The 19,661-nt window shown below is 65.2% G+C and carries 15 protein-coding genes; 3 read left to right on the top strand and 12 right to left on the bottom strand.

Going from position 1 to position 19,661, the window contains the following annotated elements; genetic code table 11:
* Nucleotides 1-62: 62 nt before the first annotated feature.
* The 5 genes from AB4Y63_RS01060 to soxR all read right to left on the bottom strand — a co-directional run bounded on the left by AB4Y63_RS01060 (nt 63) and on the right by soxR (nt 5,077).
* Nucleotides 63-1,136 (bottom strand): LacI family DNA-binding transcriptional regulator, encoded by a 1,074-nt coding sequence (locus AB4Y63_RS01060; RefSeq protein ID WP_441789175.1) that lies wholly within the window; start codon nt 1,134-1,136, stop codon nt 63-65.
* Nucleotides 1,137-1,151: 15 nt separating this feature from the next.
* Nucleotides 1,152-2,090 (bottom strand): carbohydrate ABC transporter permease, encoded by a 939-nt coding sequence (locus AB4Y63_RS01055; protein ID WP_441789174.1) that lies wholly within the window; start codon nt 2,088-2,090, stop codon nt 1,152-1,154.
* Entirely contained in the window at nt 2,083-3,096 is a 1,014-nt protein-coding gene (locus AB4Y63_RS01050; protein ID WP_441789173.1) for a carbohydrate ABC transporter permease, read from the bottom strand. Before AB4Y63_RS01050 ends, AB4Y63_RS01055 begins: the two co-directional genes overlap by 8 nt.
* Nucleotides 3,097-3,099: 3 nt before the next feature.
* On the bottom strand, nt 3,100-4,386 hold the full coding sequence (locus AB4Y63_RS01045) for an ABC transporter substrate-binding protein (RefSeq protein WP_441789172.1): 1,287 nt from the start codon (nt 4,384-4,386) through the stop codon (nt 3,100-3,102).
* Between the two features lie 226 nt (nt 4,387-4,612).
* Nucleotides 4,613-5,077 carry a redox-sensitive transcriptional activator SoxR gene (gene soxR / locus AB4Y63_RS01040; RefSeq protein WP_441789171.1) on the bottom strand — a complete coding sequence of 155 codons (465 nt, stop codon included), beginning with the start codon at nt 5,075-5,077 and terminating at the stop codon, nt 4,613-4,615.
* Between the two features lie 114 nt (nt 5,078-5,191).
* Here soxR and AB4Y63_RS01035 point away from each other — a divergent pair, with 114 nt between their 5' ends.
* Nucleotides 5,192-5,707 (top strand): flavin reductase family protein, encoded by a 516-nt coding sequence (locus AB4Y63_RS01035; RefSeq protein ID WP_441789170.1) that lies wholly within the window; start codon nt 5,192-5,194, stop codon nt 5,705-5,707.
* A gap of 125 nt (nt 5,708-5,832) precedes the next feature.
* Nucleotides 5,833-6,456: a superoxide dismutase gene (locus AB4Y63_RS01030; RefSeq protein WP_441789169.1), complete on the top strand. Its 624-nt coding sequence runs from the start codon at nt 5,833-5,835 to the stop codon at nt 6,454-6,456.
* Between the two features lie 143 nt (nt 6,457-6,599).
* Here the strand turns inward: AB4Y63_RS01030 and AB4Y63_RS01025 are convergent, their stop codons facing one another.
* Entirely contained in the window at nt 6,600-8,396 is a 1,797-nt protein-coding gene (locus AB4Y63_RS01025; protein WP_441789168.1) for an acyl-CoA dehydrogenase, read from the bottom strand.
* 156 nt (nt 8,397-8,552) lie between these two features.
* Here AB4Y63_RS01025 and AB4Y63_RS01020 point away from each other — a divergent pair, with 156 nt between their 5' ends.
* Nucleotides 8,553-9,434 (top strand): aldo/keto reductase, encoded by an 882-nt coding sequence (locus AB4Y63_RS01020; protein ID WP_441789167.1) that lies wholly within the window; start codon nt 8,553-8,555, stop codon nt 9,432-9,434.
* Nucleotides 9,435-9,478: 44 nt separating this feature from the next.
* Here the strand turns inward: AB4Y63_RS01020 and AB4Y63_RS01015 are convergent, their stop codons facing one another.
* From AB4Y63_RS01015 to AB4Y63_RS00990, 6 genes are all read right to left on the bottom strand, one after another.
* A complete protein-coding gene (locus AB4Y63_RS01015) occupies nt 9,479-10,096 on the bottom strand; it encodes a DUF1349 domain-containing protein (protein ID WP_441789166.1) in 618 nt (205 codons plus the stop codon).
* Between the two features lie 213 nt (nt 10,097-10,309).
* Nucleotides 10,310-11,263, bottom strand: coding sequence for an alpha/beta fold hydrolase (locus AB4Y63_RS01010; protein WP_441789165.1), 954 nt, complete (start codon nt 11,261-11,263; stop codon nt 10,310-10,312).
* Nucleotides 11,264-11,398: 135 nt separating this feature from the next.
* Nucleotides 11,399-12,085 carry a response regulator gene (locus AB4Y63_RS01005; protein ID WP_441789164.1) on the bottom strand — a complete coding sequence of 229 codons (687 nt, stop codon included), beginning with the start codon at nt 12,083-12,085 and terminating at the stop codon, nt 11,399-11,401.
* A complete protein-coding gene (locus AB4Y63_RS01000; protein ID WP_441789163.1) occupies nt 12,082-13,320 on the bottom strand; it encodes a sensor histidine kinase in 1,239 nt (412 codons plus the stop codon). Before AB4Y63_RS01000 ends, AB4Y63_RS01005 begins: the two co-directional genes overlap by 4 nt.
* Nucleotides 13,317-16,901: an efflux RND transporter permease subunit gene (locus AB4Y63_RS00995; RefSeq protein WP_441789162.1), complete on the bottom strand. Its 3,585-nt coding sequence runs from the start codon at nt 16,899-16,901 to the stop codon at nt 13,317-13,319. Before AB4Y63_RS00995 ends, AB4Y63_RS01000 begins: the two co-directional genes overlap by 4 nt.
* Before the next feature lie 283 nt (nt 16,902-17,184).
* Complete coding sequence (locus tag AB4Y63_RS00990; RefSeq protein ID WP_441789161.1) at nt 17,185-19,575, bottom strand: ATP-binding cassette domain-containing protein; 2,391 nt, start codon at nt 19,573-19,575, stop codon at nt 17,185-17,187.
* Nucleotides 19,576-19,661: the final 86 nt, after the last annotated feature.

Raw genomic sequence — 19,661 nt, 5'->3', positions numbered from 1 at the left:
GGCGGTGCGGGCGCGTCGAAAGCGGTGCGCGGTACGGGTGCTGGGCGCGTGAGTAGAGGCTTCTAGGAGGGGAGGCCGTCGACCGCGAGACCGGTGGATTCGCCCGCGTGCAGCGTCCACTCGAACTCGTGAACGGTGCCGAGCTCGCTCACGTCGGCGAACGACTGCCCGATGATGATCTCGGCTTGCCGCTCGTAGAAGTCGGTGGGGCCGACCGTGCTCAACGTGGGGGTGACGAGCTGGGCATCCGGAGTGTTGCCGACGCCGATCACGGCGATGTCTTCTGGCACGCGCAGACCGAGCCGGTGCGCAGCGTTGATGGTCTGGATCGCCGCGAAGTCAGTGGTGACGTAGACCGCCGTCGGCCGGTCCGGCTGGCTGAGCAACCGGATCGCCGCCGAGAACGCACTGGCCTGTGTCGCGCTGAAAAGCTCGACATAGCGCGGGTTGATCGGGAGGCCGGCGTGGGTGAGCCGCTCGACATACGGGGTGTAGCGGGTGACGCCGACGCCGGTGACCTCCTCCTCGGTGGCCAGGCAGGCGATCTTCGTGTGCCGCTCGAGCAGATGGTCCACCGCGAGATAGCAGCCGGGGATGGCGTCCGAACGGATGGTGTCGTAGCCGTCGGCTTCGAGGGTCTCGCTGAACACCACTAGACGTTGGCCGCGCGCGGCCAGGCTTGCCAGCTTCTCCGGAGCTGCCGCATCCGAGCCCACATGGTAGATGTATGCGATGTCACTCGCTTGCCGCTCCAACGCCCCGAACCAATCGCCGTCGGCGAGGATCATGGTGGTGAGATCGTGCTTGTTGGCTTCGGTGTTCACCGCATCGGCGACGGCCAGCGACCACGGGTCGCTGAGCATGTGCAGCGACAGCAGCACCACGCCGGTGCGGCCGGTGCGGATCGCCTGCGCCGAACGATTGGGGTGGTAGCGCAGCCGCGCCGCGGCATCCCGAACGGTGCGCGCCGTGATTTCGGAGATGCCCGATCCCTGGGCGTCGCCGCCGGGACGACCCGAGAGCACGTAGGACACGGTCGCCGTCGACACTCCGGCGGCCTCGGCCACCATCTTCAGCGTCGGGCGCTTCTCGATTTTCGGGGGCGTCGTCTCGTGGCCCGACTCTCGGTCTGACAAGTGATCCTCCATGGACTAACCCTTCGATCCCGAGAACGCGATGCCCTGAATGAACTGCTTCTGCAAAATCATGAATGTGATCAGCATGGGCAGTGTCGCCAACAATGTGCCCGCCATCAGCACCGGATAGTTGGTGCCGTGCAATCCGACGAGCTGTGCGAGTCCCACCGAGAGCGGCATCCTCGCCGGGTCCGTCGTCACCACAAGCGGCCACAGCAGATCATTCCACGACCACAGCACGGTGAACACGACCAACGCGATGATTCCCGGTTTTGCCAGCGGCACCATCACCCGCCAGAACGTCTGCCAGGGGTTGGCGCCGTCGATCCGTGCCGCTTCCTCGAGCTCCGCCGGCATCGACATGAAGAACTGCCGCATCAAGAAGGTGCCGAACGCGCTGAAAATGCCGGGCACGATGAGCGCCTGCAACGTGTTCAGCCAACCGAGGTTCTGCATGAGCTCATATTGCGGCAGCAGGTAGAGCTGCGACGGCACCATCAGCACCGACAGGAACACCACAAACACGGCGTTCCGACCCCGAAACGGAATGCGCGCGAACGCGTAGCCGGCCATCGTGCAGAGCACGACTTGGCCGGCCGTGCGTCCGAGCGTCAGCACGACCGAGTTCAGGAACATCTGACCGAACGGCATCGTGTCGAACACCTCGGCGAAGTTCGTGAAGACCCAGGGGTCGGGGAGGATCGTGGGCGGCACCTGCACCGAGTCCTCGAACGTCTTGAACGCGGTGAGCGCCTGCCAGACAAACGGGAACACCATCACCACAGCGCCGGAGATCAGCAACAGGTGCACAATCCAGAGCCCGCGGTTCTGCGGTCGGCGCGAGGCGACGGATGTTCCGCGCGGGGCGCGACGGGCCGCATCCGTGCTCTGAACATCCACGCTCTGCTTCTCAGTGCGCTCCGCGTTCGCGTGAACCAACGTCGGGTTACTCATAGTGCACCCACTTTTTCTGCATCCGGAACTGAACGACCGTGAGCACGAGAATGATGAGCAACAAGAGGAAGGCGACGGCCGCCGCGTAGCCCCGCTCGTTGTCGAGGAATCCCGCCTGATAGAAGAGGTAGACGATCGTGCGGGTGTTCGGCATCGCCGGGTTGTTGCGGCCGAGCATCATGTAGATGAGGTCGAACACCTGCAGTGCGCTGATCACACTGATCACGCTCACAAAGAAGATGCTCGGGCTGAGCAATGGGATGGTGATCGAGAAGAACTTGCGCACCGGGCCCGCGCCGTCAAGGTCGGCCGCTTCGACAATGGTGTCGGGAATGCCCTGCAGGCCGGCGAGGAAGATCACGATGTTCGTGCCGAGGCCCGCCCAAATGCCGACGACGGCAATCGCGACGAGCGCAGTGTTCGGGTCGGTCAGCCAGTTGTTGCCCGGGATGCCGACGAAGCGGAGGGTCTCATTGAGCACGCCGTAGTCGCCGTTGTAGATCATGCGCCACACCAGCGCAATAGCGGCCGGCATCGTGACGACGGGGATGAAGTAGAGAGTGCGGTAGATGCCGCGGCCGCGCAGCCCCTCCGTGTTGAGGAGGGCGGCAATGGCCACTGCAATCGGAATGCCGAGCAGCGCGATGACCGTGTACAGGGCCGTGTTGCGCAGGGCGCCGACCAGTTCGGGGTCCTGGAAGAGGGCGACGTAGTTGCCGAAGCCGATGAACTCCGATCCTCCGAAAGGGCCGGACTTGGTGAACGAGAGCATGAACGTGCGCACGGTCGGCCAGAGATAGAAGGTGAGCAGGCCGACGGCGGTGGGCCCGAGAAAGACGAGGGCCCACCACCCCGATTGCCCAGGTCCTCGGCGCCGCCGGCGGAGCACGGTCGCACGCGGCCGCACTCCGTTCGGCGTCGCCCCGGCGGCGCGGCGCTGCGTGACCGGCGCGACCGTGCGCTCCTGGGTCGGCAGAGCGCTGCGCTTGGCGATCAGTTCGGACATTGACTACTCGGATTCTTTGTCGAGCGCCGCTTGCATCTTGACGGCGAGGTCGGCGAGGCCATCCTTCGGCGTCACCGTGCCGGCCCACACCTGCGCGAGGATCTCGTCTTGAATGGCGTTCCAGGCCGCGGTGTTCTTCGAAACCGGGTAGGGCACCGCGGTCTCGAGCGCATCGATGTACACCTGCAGGTCGTACTGCGGCAGGGCGTCGACCCAGTCCTGCTGAGTTCCGGCGAAGGCCGGGATGACGGTGCCGGTGTCGGCCTGGATCTTCGCGGCTTCCGCACCACTCGCGAAGGCGGCGAACTGCTTGGCTGCATCGAGGTGCTTGCTCTTGGCGTTGACGACGTTGCCGAGACCGTGGATCATGCTCTGGTTGCCCGTCGGGCCCTTCGGCAGCGGAGCCACATTCACCTTGGCGGCGAGGTCGGGGTTGTCGGCATAACCGACTGCCGCCCAGGAACCGTTCTGATACATGGCCGACTTGCCCGAGAGAAAGAAGCTCTCGGGGCTCGACTCGGTCATCTGCTGCGCGGTCGGTGAGGATCCCGCCGCCAAGATGTCGGTCCAGACGGAGATGCCTTCCAGCGCCTCGGGGGAGCCGAAGCCTGAGGTGGTGCCATCGGCGCTGATCACCTCGCCTCCAGCCTGCACGATGTTGTTGTAGTAGTTCTCCTGGCCGTACTGGGTCGCGGTGATTCCGTAGACGCCGGTAGCGGGGTTGGTGAGCTTGGCCGCGTTTTCCTTGAGGGTGTCCCAGGTCCAGCTGGCATCGGGGTACGCGACGCCGGCCGCGTCGAACAGCTCCTTGTTGTACCAGAGTGCGACGGTGTCGAAGTCTTTCGGCGCTCCGTAGAGCTTGCCGTCGAAGGTGTACAGATCGATGAGGCCCTGCGGGTAGTCGGCCGCGTCGATGCCTTGGTCGTCGAGCGGGGCGAGCACGCCATTGGCGGCGTAGAACTGGAAGTTCGGTCCGTTCATCCAGAACACGTCGGGCCCGGAACCTCCTGACACGGATGTCTGCAGCTTGGTGAAGTAGGCCCCGTCGGTGAACGGCGTCACCTGCACGTCGACGGTGACGTTCGGGTGCTCCTGGGTGAATGCGGCCGCGATCTCTTTCATGGCCGGCTCCTGGTTTTTGTCCCAGAGAGCGTAACTGATGGTGACATCGCCGGTTTCGGCGCCGGAGCCGGCGGCATTACTGCCGCCGCTGGCGCACGCGCTGAGTCCGAGCGCGGCAATCGCGCCGAGAGCAATGACCACTGCGGTGCGTGATCGGCTGAACTGCATGGGCTTCTCCTTTGAATCCACTCGACGGGCCGCGGTGGCGGGTCGTTTAACCGATTAAGTTAATCGATTAACAGGTGACGTTAGCCGAGCGTTTTCTTGCGCGCAAGCATTTTCTGAGATTGCCTCCTCGGGCCCTCGCCTCCGTGAGGTGCCAACTCTTGCTCGTTGGCGGAGCCCGGAGCGTGTACAAGCTGGCACCTTACGAGTACATCGTGAGCGGGACAGGTCAGGAGCCGACCTCGTCCAGCACTCGGCGCGGGCCAGCACCCTCCTGCCCGAGCCGGTCTTGTGAGTTCACGACGGCGCAACGCGATTGCGACAGGCAGCCGCAGCCGATGCAGCCGGTGAGTTCCTCCTGCATGCGAGCGATCACCCGCTGCTGCTGCTCGAGATGCTCAGACCACTTCTCGGAGATGCGTTGCCAATCCGCCCGGCTCGGCGGCCGGTCACGCGGGAGAGTGGCGAGCAACTCGGCGACCTCGGCGAGCGAGATGCCGTAGCGCACTGACACCTGAATCAGCGCGATGCGCCGGAGCACATGCCGCGGGAAGAGTCGCACATTCCCGGCCGACCGCGTCGCCGGGATGAGACCCAACGATTCGTAGTAGCGCACCGTCGAGACCGGCACGCCGGCTCGGCTCGCAACCTGCCCAATCGGCAAGAGGTCAACCGTCGACACCTTCTCGGTCATTCCTTCGCCACCTGGTCCGCCATCCGTCAGCCGTTTTGACCTCAAGTGTACTTGAGGTGTTAGCGTCCAGATGGCGCACCGTTTCAACGGAGAGCGCGTGAATCAAGGAGACGGATGACGAAGATCGCCCAGACTGAGACGGCACCGGTTGAGCTGGTGGAACAGTTCAAATCCGTGTTTCGAATGCACCCAGCGGGAGTCTCGCTGATCACTGCAGCTGGTCCGGACGGCCCGGTCGGGTTGACCGCCTCCAGCGTCGCATCCGTCTCGGCGGACCCCGCCGCGCTGGTGTTCTCCGTCACCACGGTGACCGGCTCGGCCGGGGTCATCCTGGCCGCACCAAGTCTTGTCGTGCACCTCTTGCACTCGGAACATGTCGAGATCGCTCAAGCATTCGCTCGCTCCGGTGCTCCTCGCTTCACCCCGGAGCAAGGGTGGACGACCCTGGCGACGGGGGAGCCGGTTCTCCGCAGTGCGCTCGCGATGCTGCGGTGTCGCATCATTCAGACGGTTCCGGTCGGCGGATCCACCCTGGTCGTCGTCGAGGTGCTCGCGATCGAGCATGGCGAGACCGGCACCCCGCTCGTCTACCACGATCGCGGTTTTCACCGCATCGAAGCAGCGTCCTGACCTGATCAGGCCGGCGTTCGCCTGCATCCGTTCGCCCGCATCCGTTCGCTGTCCATCGCCGCTGTTCGTCTTCACTGCCCATCCTCACCGCCGACCGGCGGTGGCCTCCCACAGAATGGAATCCGATGACCCGATACACCCTGCCCGAGCTGGGCTACGACTACAGTGCCCTGGAGCCTGCCATCAGCGGCCGCATCATGGAGCTGCACCACAGCAAGCACCACCAGGCGTACGTGACAGGCGCCAACGCGGCTCTGGATGCGCTGGCCGACGCCCGCGACTCCGGAAGCCTGTCGAACGTCAACAAGCTGCAGAGGGATCTCGCGTTCAACCTTGGCGGCCACGTCAACCACTCAATCTTCTGGACGAACCTCACGGCACCGAACGGCGAGCGGGCCGAGGGCGAACTCGCCGCTGCGCTGGATGACGCGTTTGGTTCGTTCGAGAAGTTCCAGGCACATTTCACCGCCACCGCGCTGGGCGTGCAGGGCTCGGGCTGGGCCATCCTGGCGTGGGATACTCTCGGCCAGCAACCGATTATCGTGCAGCTCTACGACCAGCAGGGCAATCTTCCCGCCGGCATCATCCCGCTGCTCATGCTGGATGTCTGGGAGCACGCGTATTACCTCGACTATCAGAACGTGCGCGCGAGCTATGTCACCGCGTTCTGGAGCATCATCGACTGGGCAAACGTCACACGCCGATTCGAGCGTGCCCGCGACACCACGGCAGGTCTGATCACCTTCTGAACGCACCAGCATTCTCTCCCACCCCGTGAGGTTCCGGCTTCTGCTGGCGCGAGGCTCGCAACGCGAGGCTCGCAACAAGCCGAAGCTGTCGCCTCACGGGCGGAGCTGGCGCGCTCCACAGAGTCTTCCGGCGAGAGAGGCCGCTAGCGTCTGACCCGACTTGCTGCACCCGCGAGCTGATACGCATCAAGTGCGAAGAGATCGCTCGAACCGGCGGTGGCCGCCCCCAGCAGACCAGCACACTGAGGCAGCAGTTGCTCCGCATAGAACCGGGCCAACACCAGCTGACTCTCAGCCAACGCGATGTCGCCCGTTGCCGGAGCCGCGACCGCTGCACGCGCCAGCAGCCAGCCCCCGGCGCAGAGCCCCCACATTCGCAGGTACGGCGTCGAGCCGGCGAGCACGGCATTCGGATCGATGTGACCGGTGCGGAGCATCCAGTGGGTGGCCTCCTCGAGGGCATCGAACTGCCGGCCGAGCTCGTCGCGGATCGTGTCGAATTCGCTGCCGGCATCGGCCAGTTCTGCCGCGACTTCGCGCATCGTCGCGAGGAACTCGAGCACAGACGCACCGCCGCGCACGCCGAGTTTTCGGCCGACGAGGTCTGCGGCCTGGATGCCGTTCGTGCCCTCGTAGATCGCGGCGATCCTCACGTCGCGCACGTGCTGGGCCACGCCGGTCTCCTCGATGTAGCCCATGCCGCCGTGAATCTGGAGAGCGAGTGAGGTGAGCTCATTGCCGAGGTCAGAGCCGAAGGACTTGCAGATGGGCGTGAGGATTCCGACGATCTCGTTTGCGCGGGCGCGCACGGCGGGGTCGGGATCGTGCGTGCTGCGGTCAACATAGCTGGCGTCGAGCAGCATGACGTACCGAAGCGCCGCCAGTGAGGCACGCTGCGTCATCAGCATCCGGCGCACATCGGGAAACTCGATGATCGCGGATTCGGCGCCCGTTGCACCGATCGCGAGGCCCTGCCGACGCTCCTGCGCATAGGCGAGTGACTGCTGATAGGCGAGTTCGCCGACCGCGAGGCCCTGCATGCCCACCGAGAGCCGCGCGCTGTTCATCATCACGAACATGATGCGCATGCCGAGGTTCTCCTCGCCGATGAGGTAACCGGTGGCTTCTTCGTAGGAGAGCACGCAGGTGGGCGCGCCGTGGATTCCCATCTTGTGCTCCAGCGACACGGTGTGCACCGAGTTGCGTTCGCCCAGCGATTCGTCGTCGTTGACGAGAAACTTCGGAACGATGAAGCAGGAGATGCCCTTGGTGCCCGCCGGAGCGCCTGGCGTGCGGGCCAGCACGAGGTGAACGATCTGTTCGGACATGTCGTGGTCGCCGAAGGTGATGAAAATCTTCTGCCCGGTGATGGCGAAACTGCCGTCGGCCTGCGGAACAGCGCGCGTGGTGAGTGCGCCGACATCCGACCCGGCCTGGGGCTCGGTGAGATTCATCGTTCCCGTCCATTCACCGCTGACCATCTTGGGCAGATAGCGCAGTTTCTGGGCGTCATCGCCGTAGTGCAGCAGAGCCTCAATCGCACCTTGCGTCAGCAGCGGGCAGAGCGCGAACGCCATGTTCGCGCTCGTCATGAGCTCCTGAATGATGAGGCCGACGGTGCGGGGAAAACCGCCACCGCCGAACTGCTCGGGGAGAGGCACCGAGCCCCATCCGGCTTCGACGTACTGGTGATAGGCCTCCGCAAACCCGTCGGGGGTCAGAACCGAGCCGTCGGGCTGCCGACGTGCCCCTTGGACATCGCCGGTTTGATTGGTCGGCGCCACAACTTCGGCCATGAACTCGCCGCACTGCTCGATGAGATCGACGACCGTGTCGAGGTCGGCGTGCTCGAAGCCCGGAAGGTTGGCTATCTCCGGGTAGCCCACAACGTGCTCGAGGGCGAACGCAATGTCGGCAATCGGAGGCTGGTATCGAATCATGCCGACAGCGTACCTTGGGCACCCCCTGCTGCACCGGAATTGTTTTCACACACCCGGGCGGCACGAAGCGCGCCGGTTGTGACGATCAGGAGTTCACTGCCCAACCCTGTACTCACGGGGCTCCCTGCGCACGGCAAGCTGGTCTAGCGTTGGCGCATGACCTCAACGATCACTTTGAACAACGGCGTCGTCATGCCGGCTCTCGGTTTCGGTGTGTTCCAGACGCCGCCGGATGCCACGGCGGAGGCCGTCGAGACCGCGCTCCGCGTCGGCTACCGGCACATCGACACCGCCGCTGCATACCTGAATGAACGCGGGGTCGGCGACGGTATCCGTCGGTCGGGCCTCGACCGCTCCGACATCTTCATCGAGACCAAGGTGTGGATCAGCGACTACGGATACGACAAAACCCTCCACGCCTTCGAAAAGAGCGTGCGCAAGCTCGGCGTCGACACCCTCGATCTCCTCATCCTGCACCAGGCACTGCCGGGCGCATTCGACAAGACCATCGCCGCCTACCGCGCCCTCGAAACGCTCCTCGCGGATGGTCGGGTGCGTGCCATCGGCGTGAGCAACTTCATGCCTGCTCATCTGGATGAGCTTCTGGCGGCGACCGACGTCGTGCCCGCCGTCAATCAGGTCGAGGTGCACCCGTACTTCTCGCAGCCCGACGTGCAGAGGGCCGATGTAGCGCACGGAATCGTCACCCAGGCCTGGTCGCCGATCGGCGGGATCACGTCGTATCGCGGCGACAGCTCGAAGACCACGTTCACCGATCCGGTTATCGTCGGTCTGGCTGATGGGCACGGCAAGACGGCGGCGCAGGTCATGCTTCGCTGGCACCTGCAGGAGGGCCGCCAGGCCATCCCGAAGTCGGTGCGCCCCGAGCGCATCGCCGAGAACTTCGATGTGTTCGACTTCGAACTCGCCGCCGACGAACTTGCGTCGATCGACGCGCTCGACACCGGCATCCGCGGCGGCCCCGAGCCGGAAATGATCACCCTCGAGAGCTTCGGGCGGGAGATTCCGGAGGCCTAGAGGGCCGCTCGTGTCGCGGCGATCGAAGCGGATGCCCGAGGGGCTCAGCTTCCGTCGCGGAGGTTCTGCGGCACGTCGTGGCTGAACCTGATTTCGTCGAATCGAGCCACACACGAGTCGCCCATCGGGGCCTGCGACAGGAATCCGACCCGGATCGGCCCGGTTGCATTCAGCCGGAACAGTCTGACGAAATCCCAGCTGACTCCGTCGGTTGAGGCATGGAAAGCCCAGGCCGCACCGGTGCGCATCACACGCAAGTAGACGGCATCGGTCGTGACGATCGTTGAATTGCAGTCGTCGGAAAAGCCGTTGGTGACCACGCTGACGACCATCGGATGCCCGTCGGGGGAGTACTCGAAGCAGAGCTTCGCCCAGTGGTCGGAGTCTGCCCAGAGGGCGAGCACTCCCGCATCGAAGGTGGTGCGCTGGCCGTCGACGCGCGCACGAGCCGACAAGGAGAACTCGGCCGGTGCCTCGAAACCGAGCAGAGTCGCATCCGTTTGGCTGCTGGCGCCGAGGGCATCGTTCGACCAGTCGACGCCGGGCTCGGCGACCAGAGTGAGTTGGCCGAGGGACTCGTCGACCTGGGCTGTGCCGATCTGTGGCACCCAGGCGAGGTCAGGAAGCGTGGCGATGCTGATGCCGAGGTCGTCGATGTCCATGAGAATTCAGTGTGCCCCACCATACGCCCGTTCCAGTGGACCCCGGCCGACATGTCGTTGGTCGAGGAGCAGCCGACGCAGGAGGCCGCGTCTCGAAACCACGGGAGCCGATCCTTGAACCTGGGTTGCGTTCGATCGTCGGTTCGCGTGGTTTCGAGACGCGCGCTTCGCGTGCTCCTCACCCAACGAAATGGTGAGACCTCGGCGCAGTCGCTACTCCGCGGATGCCGGCGGTAGCTCTGACAGGAACTGCTGGGTGTCCGCAGCGATCTGCTTCGACAGGGTGTGGTGCAGGTAATGGCCGCCGTCGAGCAGGATCGCCTCGCCGTGGTCGACGCTTGCCGCCTGCGCCTCATGTAGTTCAACCCAGCCCGCAACCTCCGGGTCGTTGGCCTGCACGAAGAGCAACACGGGGAGATCCGCGGGGAACGTCTTTCCCGTCGCTGCGGCGAAGTTGGCGCCGATGTGCTCCATCTCGTTCGCATAGGTCGACGACAGCGAGTTCTTGTTCGACAGGAACGTCATCTGCTCCTTGGTCTTGTCGTCGAACGTCGTACCTGCGTAGGGGTCGCCGCCGATCGCGCCGAGCACGCGCATCAGCCCGAGCGCCTTCGCCGCCTTCAGCTCACCGATCGGCATCGCGTCGTCCATTCCGGGCTGGCCCGGCACGCTCGAGTCGATGCCGACAAAGGCGGTGACTTCGTCGCGGTAGGTCTGGGCGTATTCGATGCCGTAGATACCCGCGATCGAGTGGCCCATCAAGACGTACCGGTCAATGTCGAGCTGTTGCAGCGCCTCATGTACCTCGCTGACAATATTTTCGGTCGTGCGCTCCTTGTCGGTGGGATCGCTCAGTCCGTAGCCGAACGGCTCGATCGCGACCACACGGTAGTTCGGCGTGAGCTGCTCGATCACCGGCAGGAAGTCGAGAGCGGGGGCCGCGGTGCCGAACCCGGGCAGCAGCACGACCGTCTCGTCGCCGGCACCGCTGATCGTCACGTTCATTTTCTTGCCGTCGACATGGACGAGCTGCCCGTAGGATTCGATCTTTCCGCCCTCCGAGTTGGTCGCAACGAGGTTCACGATCGACGTGGTGGCCAAGAAGAGGGCGATGACAACGACGATGCCAGCGATCGTCTTGAGTGTGATTCTGAGCAGCTTTTTCATGGTTCCAATTTCTGGGTGGAGGGGTGGGACGATGCCGCGAACCTTGTGGGTGCGCGAGCGGGAAGGGTTGGGTGTGAGACTCGGATCGCTCGGTCTGAGACTCGAGCACCGAGAGGATGCGCACAGCGCGTCGGGCTAGATCACGCCGTTTCGAAAGGCGAAGACGACAGCCTGCACGCGGTCCCGCATCCCGAGCTTCTGCAGGATGCGACCGACATGAGTCTTGACGGTGGAGTCGGAGAGCCAGAGCCGCTCTGCGATCTCGGCGTTGGAGAGCCCGAGCACGAGCGCGTCGAACACGTCACGCTCACGATCAGTGAGAGCCTGCAGCCGCTCGAGTGCCGCGTGGCGGTCAGCGACCTGCTGCAGCTCGGCCGAGTCACCCGTCGGTCGACTCAGCGCGCCGTAGCGCCGCAGCAGCTCGGACGTCACGCGCGGCGCGAGCACGGCATCGCCCGCTGCCACCGCTCGAACGGCGGTGAGGATGTCCTCGCTCGTCGAGTCTTTGAGCAGAAAGCCGCTCGCTCCGGCCTCGAGCCCGCCGAAGGCGTAGGCGTCGACGTCGAACGTGGTCACGATGATGACCCGGCTGCCACCGCCCTGCGCCATGATCTCCCGGGTGGCCTCGATGCCGTCCATCCGGGGCATTTGCACGTCCATCAGAACGATGTCGGGTTTCAACACCCCAGCGAGCGCGACGGCCTCGAGCCCGTCAGAGGCCTCTCCGACGACATCCATGCCCTCGGTCGCCCCCAGTACCATGGCGAGACCTGCGCGGATGAGAGCCTGGTCGTCGACGATCAAGATTCGGATGGTGCTCATCGGCCGGCCCCCGGAAGAACGAGGTGCACGGTCCAACTTCCGTTGCCGTCGGGACCAGCCGACAGGGTTCCGCCATAGAGGGCGGCCCTCTCGCGCATGCCGACGAGGCCTCGGCCGACGCGTTCGCGGTGCGCGTCGTCGGGCTGCGGATGTTCTGGTGCGCCGTCGTTCTGCACGGTGACGGTCACGTCGTCGCCGGCCTCCACCTGCACGCGCACGATCACCGGGGTGCGCGCGTGACGCAACACATTCGTCAGGGCTTCCTGCACCACGCGGAACACCGTCACCTGCACACCTGACTCCGGCGGGGCCTCCCCGATCACCGTGAGTTCAACGGGCAGCCCGATGCCACGGTAGACCTCGACGAGCCGGGGGAGATCGTCGTAGCCGGTGCCGGCCTGCGAGGCGGCAGTGCCGGGTGTGGACTCGAAGACACTGATGACCCGTCGCATCTCGGTGAGAGAGGAACGCGCGACCCCGCCGACCTGGTCGATCGCAACTTTGGCTCGTTGTGGCTCCCGAGCGAACACAGCGCTGGCACCGTCGGAGAGACGAACGATCACCGACAACGAGTGCGAGACGATGTCGTGAATGTCGCGCGCGATGCGGGACCGCTCGGCCAGAGCGGCGAGCTGAGCCTGCTGATCCCGTTCGCGCTCAAGGTGCCGGGCGTGCTCGAGCAGGCTCTCGATGTACCGCTTGCGATTGCCGGAGTTCTGCCCCCAGAGCAACGCCACGAGCAAGACGAGCAGGCCGGTCACCGCGTAGGTGATGACGTTGCCGATTCGTGAAACGCCTTCGGACGGCACGAGGAGCGGAGGATCGAGGAAGAAAAAGGTCACGGATGTCAGCAGAGCGACGGTGGCCGACGCGGCGGCGGCCAGCCGTGCCCGACGCACGGAGTCGTAGACACCAATGGCGAAGATGCAGAACGCCGCTGCCACGCTCGGAAGATCGGGGCTCAGCAGAACAAGGGGCAGGGTGACGATGAACGTGATCGCGAAGGCGAGCAGCGGCCGGCGACGGCGGAACACCAGGAGACAACCGGCGACGACGACCACGATGACAACGAACACGACGCCCGAGACCCAGTTGAAGGCGGGGCCCACCGTGGCAAACAGCAAGGACGGAGCGCTGACCAGCACCCAGCTGAGAGCCACCAAGGTGTCGACCAGCCGGGGGTGACGCTGCCAACGCTCGGCCAGAGCAATGCTGCGCGGCACAGTGTCGGTCACGGTGTCAGTCTCCCACGGTCGAGGTCGAGGTCACTGACCGCGGATGCATTGTCGCTGAAGTCGATGTCGTCCTCCTCGTTGATCGACGGTTCTCTGCGCATCGCACGCTTGGCCGCGCGGCGTTCGACCCGGCGCTCGTGGAGTGCGTAGAGCGCGGGGACGAGCAGCAAGGTGAGAATCGTGGAGGACACGAGCCCGCCGATCACAACGACCGCCAGCGATTTGGAGATGAATGCGCCGCCTCCGGTGAGCCCGAACGCCATCGGCAGCAGCGCGAATACCGTCGCGCATGCCGTCATGATGATCGGTCGCAACCGCAGTCGGGCGCCGTGGGTGACCGCTTCGTCGATGCTTGAACCCTGTCGGCGATAGTCATTGATCAGGTCGATCAGAACGATCGCGTTCGTCACGACAATGCCGATAAGCATCAGCATCCCGATCATCGCGGGGATTCCGAGCGGCGTTCCCGTGATGAGCAGTCCCACGATCGCGCCGGTCGCCGCAAGCGGCACCGAAACGAGCAGGAGAAGCGGCTGTACGAGCGAGCGGAAGGTCGCCACGAGAACGATGTAGACCAGGGCGATGGCAATGACCATGGCGAGTCCGAGCTGGGCGAACGAGTCAGTCTGTTCCTCGGCCGCACCACCTTGATCGAGACTGACGCCGCCGGGCAGGTCGAGCGCGGCAACAGTGCTGTCGACCGCCGCTGCCGCGGCGCCGAGGTCGCCACCCCGCGGCATGGCCGAGATGGTGATCGCACGCACTCCGTCAATTCGGGTGATCGTCGCCGGGGCGTTCACCACCGTCACCGTTGCGACATCGCTCACATGGATGGCGGGTGCCGTGAGATTCTCGATGTTCCGCTGAGCTTGGCTGAGTCGTTCAGCGGTGGCCTGCTGAGCAGCCGCATCGGAAATGGACTCCCTGGCCGAGGCGATCTGCTCATCGAGGGCAGTCAGACCGGCCGCTGCGCCGCTGACCGCGCCGCTGAGTTCTCCGACGAGCTTCTGGTATTCCAGAGCGCTGAGGTCCCCACCGGTCACCGGGTTCGGGTCTGCGGGCGGTGGGTTCGCGATCAGAGTTGCAAGCTGGTCTCGCAGGCCGGCCAGATCCCGAGCCGACTGGGCGCGTGCATCCACCAGCTTCGAAACCTGCCGATCGGCCGAGCGGTTCCCCTCGGACCGAGCGTCGTCGGAAATCTGTTGTTGCTCCAGCGTGAGGGCGTCCACCGCATTCTTTTGAGCGCGTTGCTGCTGAAGCGCCGAGACGGGGAGTGCCAGTGCGCCGATCGCCGCGGGATCGCTCTGGGTCACCTGGGAGCGCAGCACGAGATCATGCGTCTGACCGTCAACACTCACCGAACCGAGTCGCTCGCCCTCGACGGCGGCGGCGATCGCGGTGCCGACCTCGACGACGCTGAAACCTTGTGCTGCGGCGGCCGTGGGGTCCACTGACACCTTGAGCACCGGCTGCTCGGCGGCGAGATCGGTGGTGACCGTTGTGATCTCGGGGAGCGCGCCCAGCTTGTCAGCGATCGCGGACGTCGCCGTGGACAGGGTGGCCTCGTCGGTGCCCTTCACGATGACGTCGATCGTCGAACTGGTCGTCTGCGTGGCTTGCGTCGCAACGGTGATGTCGTCGGCGCGGGGCAGCGATGAGACCGACGCACGGATGCTCGTCAGTGCGGCATCAGGATCGACGTCTTTCGCCAGCACGAGGTCAAGCTGCACCGGCGCGCCCTGCGACCCGAGCGTCGTCTGGTACGACTCCACCTCGTCGACCGAGGCGATGTTCTTCTCGATTTCACGAGCCACCGCATCCGCCGCTTCGAGGGTCGAGTCCAGCGGCATCGTCTGCTTCAACTGCACTGCTCGAGCGTCGGCAAAACTGCCGAGCATGTCGGTCTTCAGGAATCCGGTGGCCATCAGCGTTCCCGCGAACATCAGCACGGCGACGATCACCATGGTCACGGGCCGGCGCAATGCGAGTCGCAACGCCGGAAGGTAGGCCCGTTGCATGGGCGTGGTGGCCTCGGCCTGTTCGGCGATCGCGATCCCGGTGCCGTCAGCGGGTTCTGCGGCCTGATGGCCTGCTTTCCCGGCCGACGTCGAGGGCTTGCGCATGAACCAGTAGGCGAGAACGGGCACGATTGTGAGCGAGACCACGAGCGAGGCGAGCAGGGCGATCGAGACAGTCACGGCGAAGGGACGGAACAGTTCGCCGGAGACCCCGCCGACGAAGGCGACGGGCAGGAAGACCGCGACGGTCGTCAGGGTGGACGCCGTGACGGCTCCCGCCACCTGGCCCACCGATTCGCGTACTCCTTCGATCGTGAGCCCTCCCGAGCCCCGCCGCCTCGTGATGTTCTCGATGACGACAATCGAATCGTCGACGACGCGTCCCACCGCCACGGTGAGCGCGGCGAGCGTGAAGATATTGAGCGAGAAGCCGCCGACCCGCAAGCCGATGATCGCGATGAGCAGGGACATCGGAATCGAGATCGCGGTGATGAGTGTCGCACGCGGCGAGAGCAGGAAGATCAGGATGATGAGCACGGCGAAAAGGAGTCCGAGGCCGCCCTCGACCGAGAGATCGTGGATCGACTGCTCGACCATCGTCGACTGATCGAAGATCGTGTGCGTCGCCGCGCCGGCTCCGAGCTGGGGGAGTGTCTCCGCGATGGCAGCGGCCACCGCGTGGGAGACCTGCACAGCATTCGCATCGGGGGTTTTCGTGATCGTCAGCCCGATTGCGGGGAGACCGGCGGCGCGGGAGAGCGACGTTTTGTCGACCGGAACCAGCTCGACCGAGGCCAGCTCAGACAAAGCCACTGGGCCGGCGAGGGTCGGGATCGGCAACGCGGCCACATCGGCGAGAGTGGTGTTCTCCTGTCCCACCTCGATCGCGAGTGACTGGCTTCCCTCCACGCTCGTGCCCGCCGGAACAACGGTGCCCGCGGTGCGCAGCAATGCACCGATCAGTGCCTGATCGATTTTGTGCTCTGCCAGGGCTGCCGGGTTGGCCGTCACCAGCACGCGTTCCTGGGTGCGTCCGGAAACCTGAACATCACGCACGCCGGGAACATTCGAGATCACCGGAACCAGAACCGCATCCACGCGCGCCGCGAGCGCGTCTGGTTCGCCGTCACTGGTGAGGGCGAGGGCCAAAACCGGGATGTCGCTGGTGCTTCCCGCGAAGACGGTGGAGTTGACGCCATCCGGCGCGACCGCAAGCGTGCTCGCCGTCGCGGCCTTCACATCGGCAAGGATCTTGTCGCCGTCGGCCCCGAATCCCCACAGAACACTGATCTCGGCGGAGCCGCTTGAGGTGTTTGACCGCACCTCGTCTACTCCGGCCACCGACGAGAGCGCCTGGGTGAGCGGAACCACGACCTGCCGGTCGAGCGTTGCCGAGGATGCCCCGGGCTTGGCCACAACGACGACCGCGGTCGGTTGCTCGATCGAGGGGAGCAGTTCTTGTTTCATCGAGCCGGTCGCCCAGAGCCCGACCGCAACGATCAGCAGGCTGAGTAGGGCGACGATGGCGCGATTAGCGAGGCTCAGGCGGGTGAGCAGCGACATAGAGGGGATTCCTTCGGTCAGAACATGTCAAGTGTTCTCACGCTAAATTCCCACGCCCTGCGGCGCGTCCCCACGAGTGCCCATGTGTGCGTTCGACACATGGGCCTGAGGTACTACATGTCAGTCTTTGGTGGTTGAGGAGCGCCCGACGGAGTCGGCCGCGTCTCGAAACCACGCAAGCCGATCCCTGAAAGTCGGTTGCGTTCTCGACGTCGGCTCACGAGGTTTCGAGACGGCCCTGGCGGGCCTCCTCAACCACCCGGATTGCGATGGATCGCCGCGATCAGGCCCCGACGTACGCCGCGAGATACTCGCCGGTGAGCGTCGAACGGTCGGCGACGAGGTCGGCCGGCGTGCCCTCGAAGACGATCCGGCCGCCGTCGTGGCCGGCACCGGGGCCGAGATCGATGATCCAGTCGGCGTGGGCCATGACCGCCTGGTGGTGCTCGATCACGATCACCGACTTGCCCGATTTCACGAGCCGGTCGAGCAGGCCGAGCAGGTGCTCCACGTCGGCGAGGTGCAGGCCGGTGGTCGGCTCGTCGAGCACATAAACGTCGCCCTTCTCGCCCATCTGGCTGGCCAGTTTCAGCCGCTGGCGTTCGCCTCCCGACAGGGTCGGTAGCGGCTGGCCCAGGCTCAGGTAGCCGAGACCCACGTCGACGAGTCGGTGCAGGATGGCGTGCGCGGCCGGTGTGCGTGCGTCACCGGCGCTGAAGAATTCCTCGGCTTCGGTCACCGACATCGCGAGCACCTCGCTGATGTCACGGCCGCCGAGGTGGTACTCCAACACGGATGCCTGGAATCGCTTGCCGTCGCACTCCTCGCAGATCGTGGCCACAGGGGCCATCATCGCGAGATCGGTGTAGATGACGCCGGCGCCGTTGCAGGTGGGGCAGGCGCCCTCCGAGTTCGAGCTGAACAGGGCCGGCTTCACGCCGTTCGCCTTCGCGAACGCCTTGCGGATCGGCTCGAGCAGCCCGGTATAGGTCGCCGGGTTGCTGCGCCGGGAGCCGCGGATGGCGCCCTGGTCGATGGTCACCACTCCGTCGCGAGCGGAGACTGACCCGTGAATCAGCGAGCTTTTTCCGGAACCGGAGACTCCGGTGACGACGGCAAGAACGCCGAGCGGGATGTCGACGTCGACGTTCTGCAGGTTGTGCATCGTCGCGCCGCGCACATCCAGTGTGCCGGTGGGGGTGCGCACCGTCTCTGTGAGCGCGGCCCGGTCGTCGAAATGGCGACCGGTGAGGGTGCCGCTGGCACGCAGGCCGTCGACGGTTCCTTCGAAACAGACGGTTCCGCCACCGGTGCCGGCGCGCGGGCCGAGGTCGACGATGTGGTCGGCGATCGCGATCGTCTCCGGCTTATGCTCCACCACGAGCACCGTGTTGCCCTTGTCGCGCAGCTGCAGCAGCAGGGTGTTCATGCGCTGGATGTCGTGCGGGTGCAGCCCGATCGTCGGCTCGTCGAAGACGTAGGTGATGTCGGTCAGCGACGATTCCAGGTGACGGATCATCTTGGTGCGCTGGGCCTCTCCGCCGGAGAGCGTGCCAGACGGGCGTTCGAGGGAGAGATAGCCGAGCCCGATTCCCACGAACGAATCGAGGGTCAGCTGCAGCGTCTCGACCAGGGGCGCCACCGACGGCTCGTCGAACTCACGCACCCATTCGGCCAGGTCGCTGATCTGCATCGCGCAGACATCCGCGATGCTCAAGCCCCGGATCTTCGACGACCGGGCGCCCTCGTTCAACCGGGTTCCCTGGCAATCGGGGCAGGTCGTGTAAGTGACTGCCCGGTCGACGAACGCGCGGATGTGGGGCTGCATCGACTCCTTGTCTTTGCTGAGCATCGACTTCTGGATGCGGGGGATGAGCCCCTCGTAGGTCATGTTGATGCCGGCGATCTTCATGCGCACCGGCTCTTTGTGAAGAAAATCGTGAAGCTCCGCCTTCGTGAAGTCGCGGATCGGCTTCTCGGGGTCGAAGAAGCCCGATTCCTTGTAGAGGCGCATGTTCCAGCCGCCGGCGTTGTAGCCGGGAACGGTGAGTGCGCCTTCGTCGAGCGATTTGCTGTCGTCGTACAGCTGGGTGAGGTCGAGGTCGGTCACGCTGCCGACTCCCTCACACCGGGGGCACATGCCGCCGGTGATCGAGAAGCTGCGGCGCTCCTTCACCTTTTCTCCGCCACGCTCGATCGTGACAGCGCCCGCGCCGCTGACCGAGGCCACGTTGAACGAGAACGCTTGAGAGGAACCGATGTGTGGCGTGCCGATCCGGCTGAAGATGATGCGCAACATCGCATTGGCGTCGGTGACGGTGCCGACGGTCGATCGTGGGTTCGAGCCCATCCGCTCCTGGTCGACGATGATGGCCGTGGTCAGTCCCTCGAGCACGTCGACATCGGGCCGGGACTGCGTCGGCATGAATCCCTGCACGAACGCGCTGTAGGTCTCATTGATCATCCGCTGTGATTCCGCGGCGATCGTGCCGAACACGAGCGAGCTCTTGCCCGAACCGGACACACCGGTGAACACCGTCAGCCGGCGCTTGGGGATCTCGACGCTGACATCCTTGAGGTTGTTCACCCGCGCGCCCCGCACGCGGATCAGGTCGTGCGTGTCGGCAACGTGCAGTTCCGGCGACTGCGTGTCGACGCTCGTGGCAGTGCTCATCGTTTCTCCATCTGTCGTGCAACCGTCAGGCGTCAGCTCCACGGATGCGCCGTCGCTGTTCTCGACGACGTCACCGGCGCGGTCTC

The organism is Leifsonia sp. YAF41 (assembly GCF_052113185.1).
Taxonomy (GTDB): Bacteria; Actinomycetota; Actinomycetes; order Actinomycetales; family Microbacteriaceae; genus Cryobacterium.
This window is presented reverse-complemented; position numbering and strand designations above follow the sequence as displayed.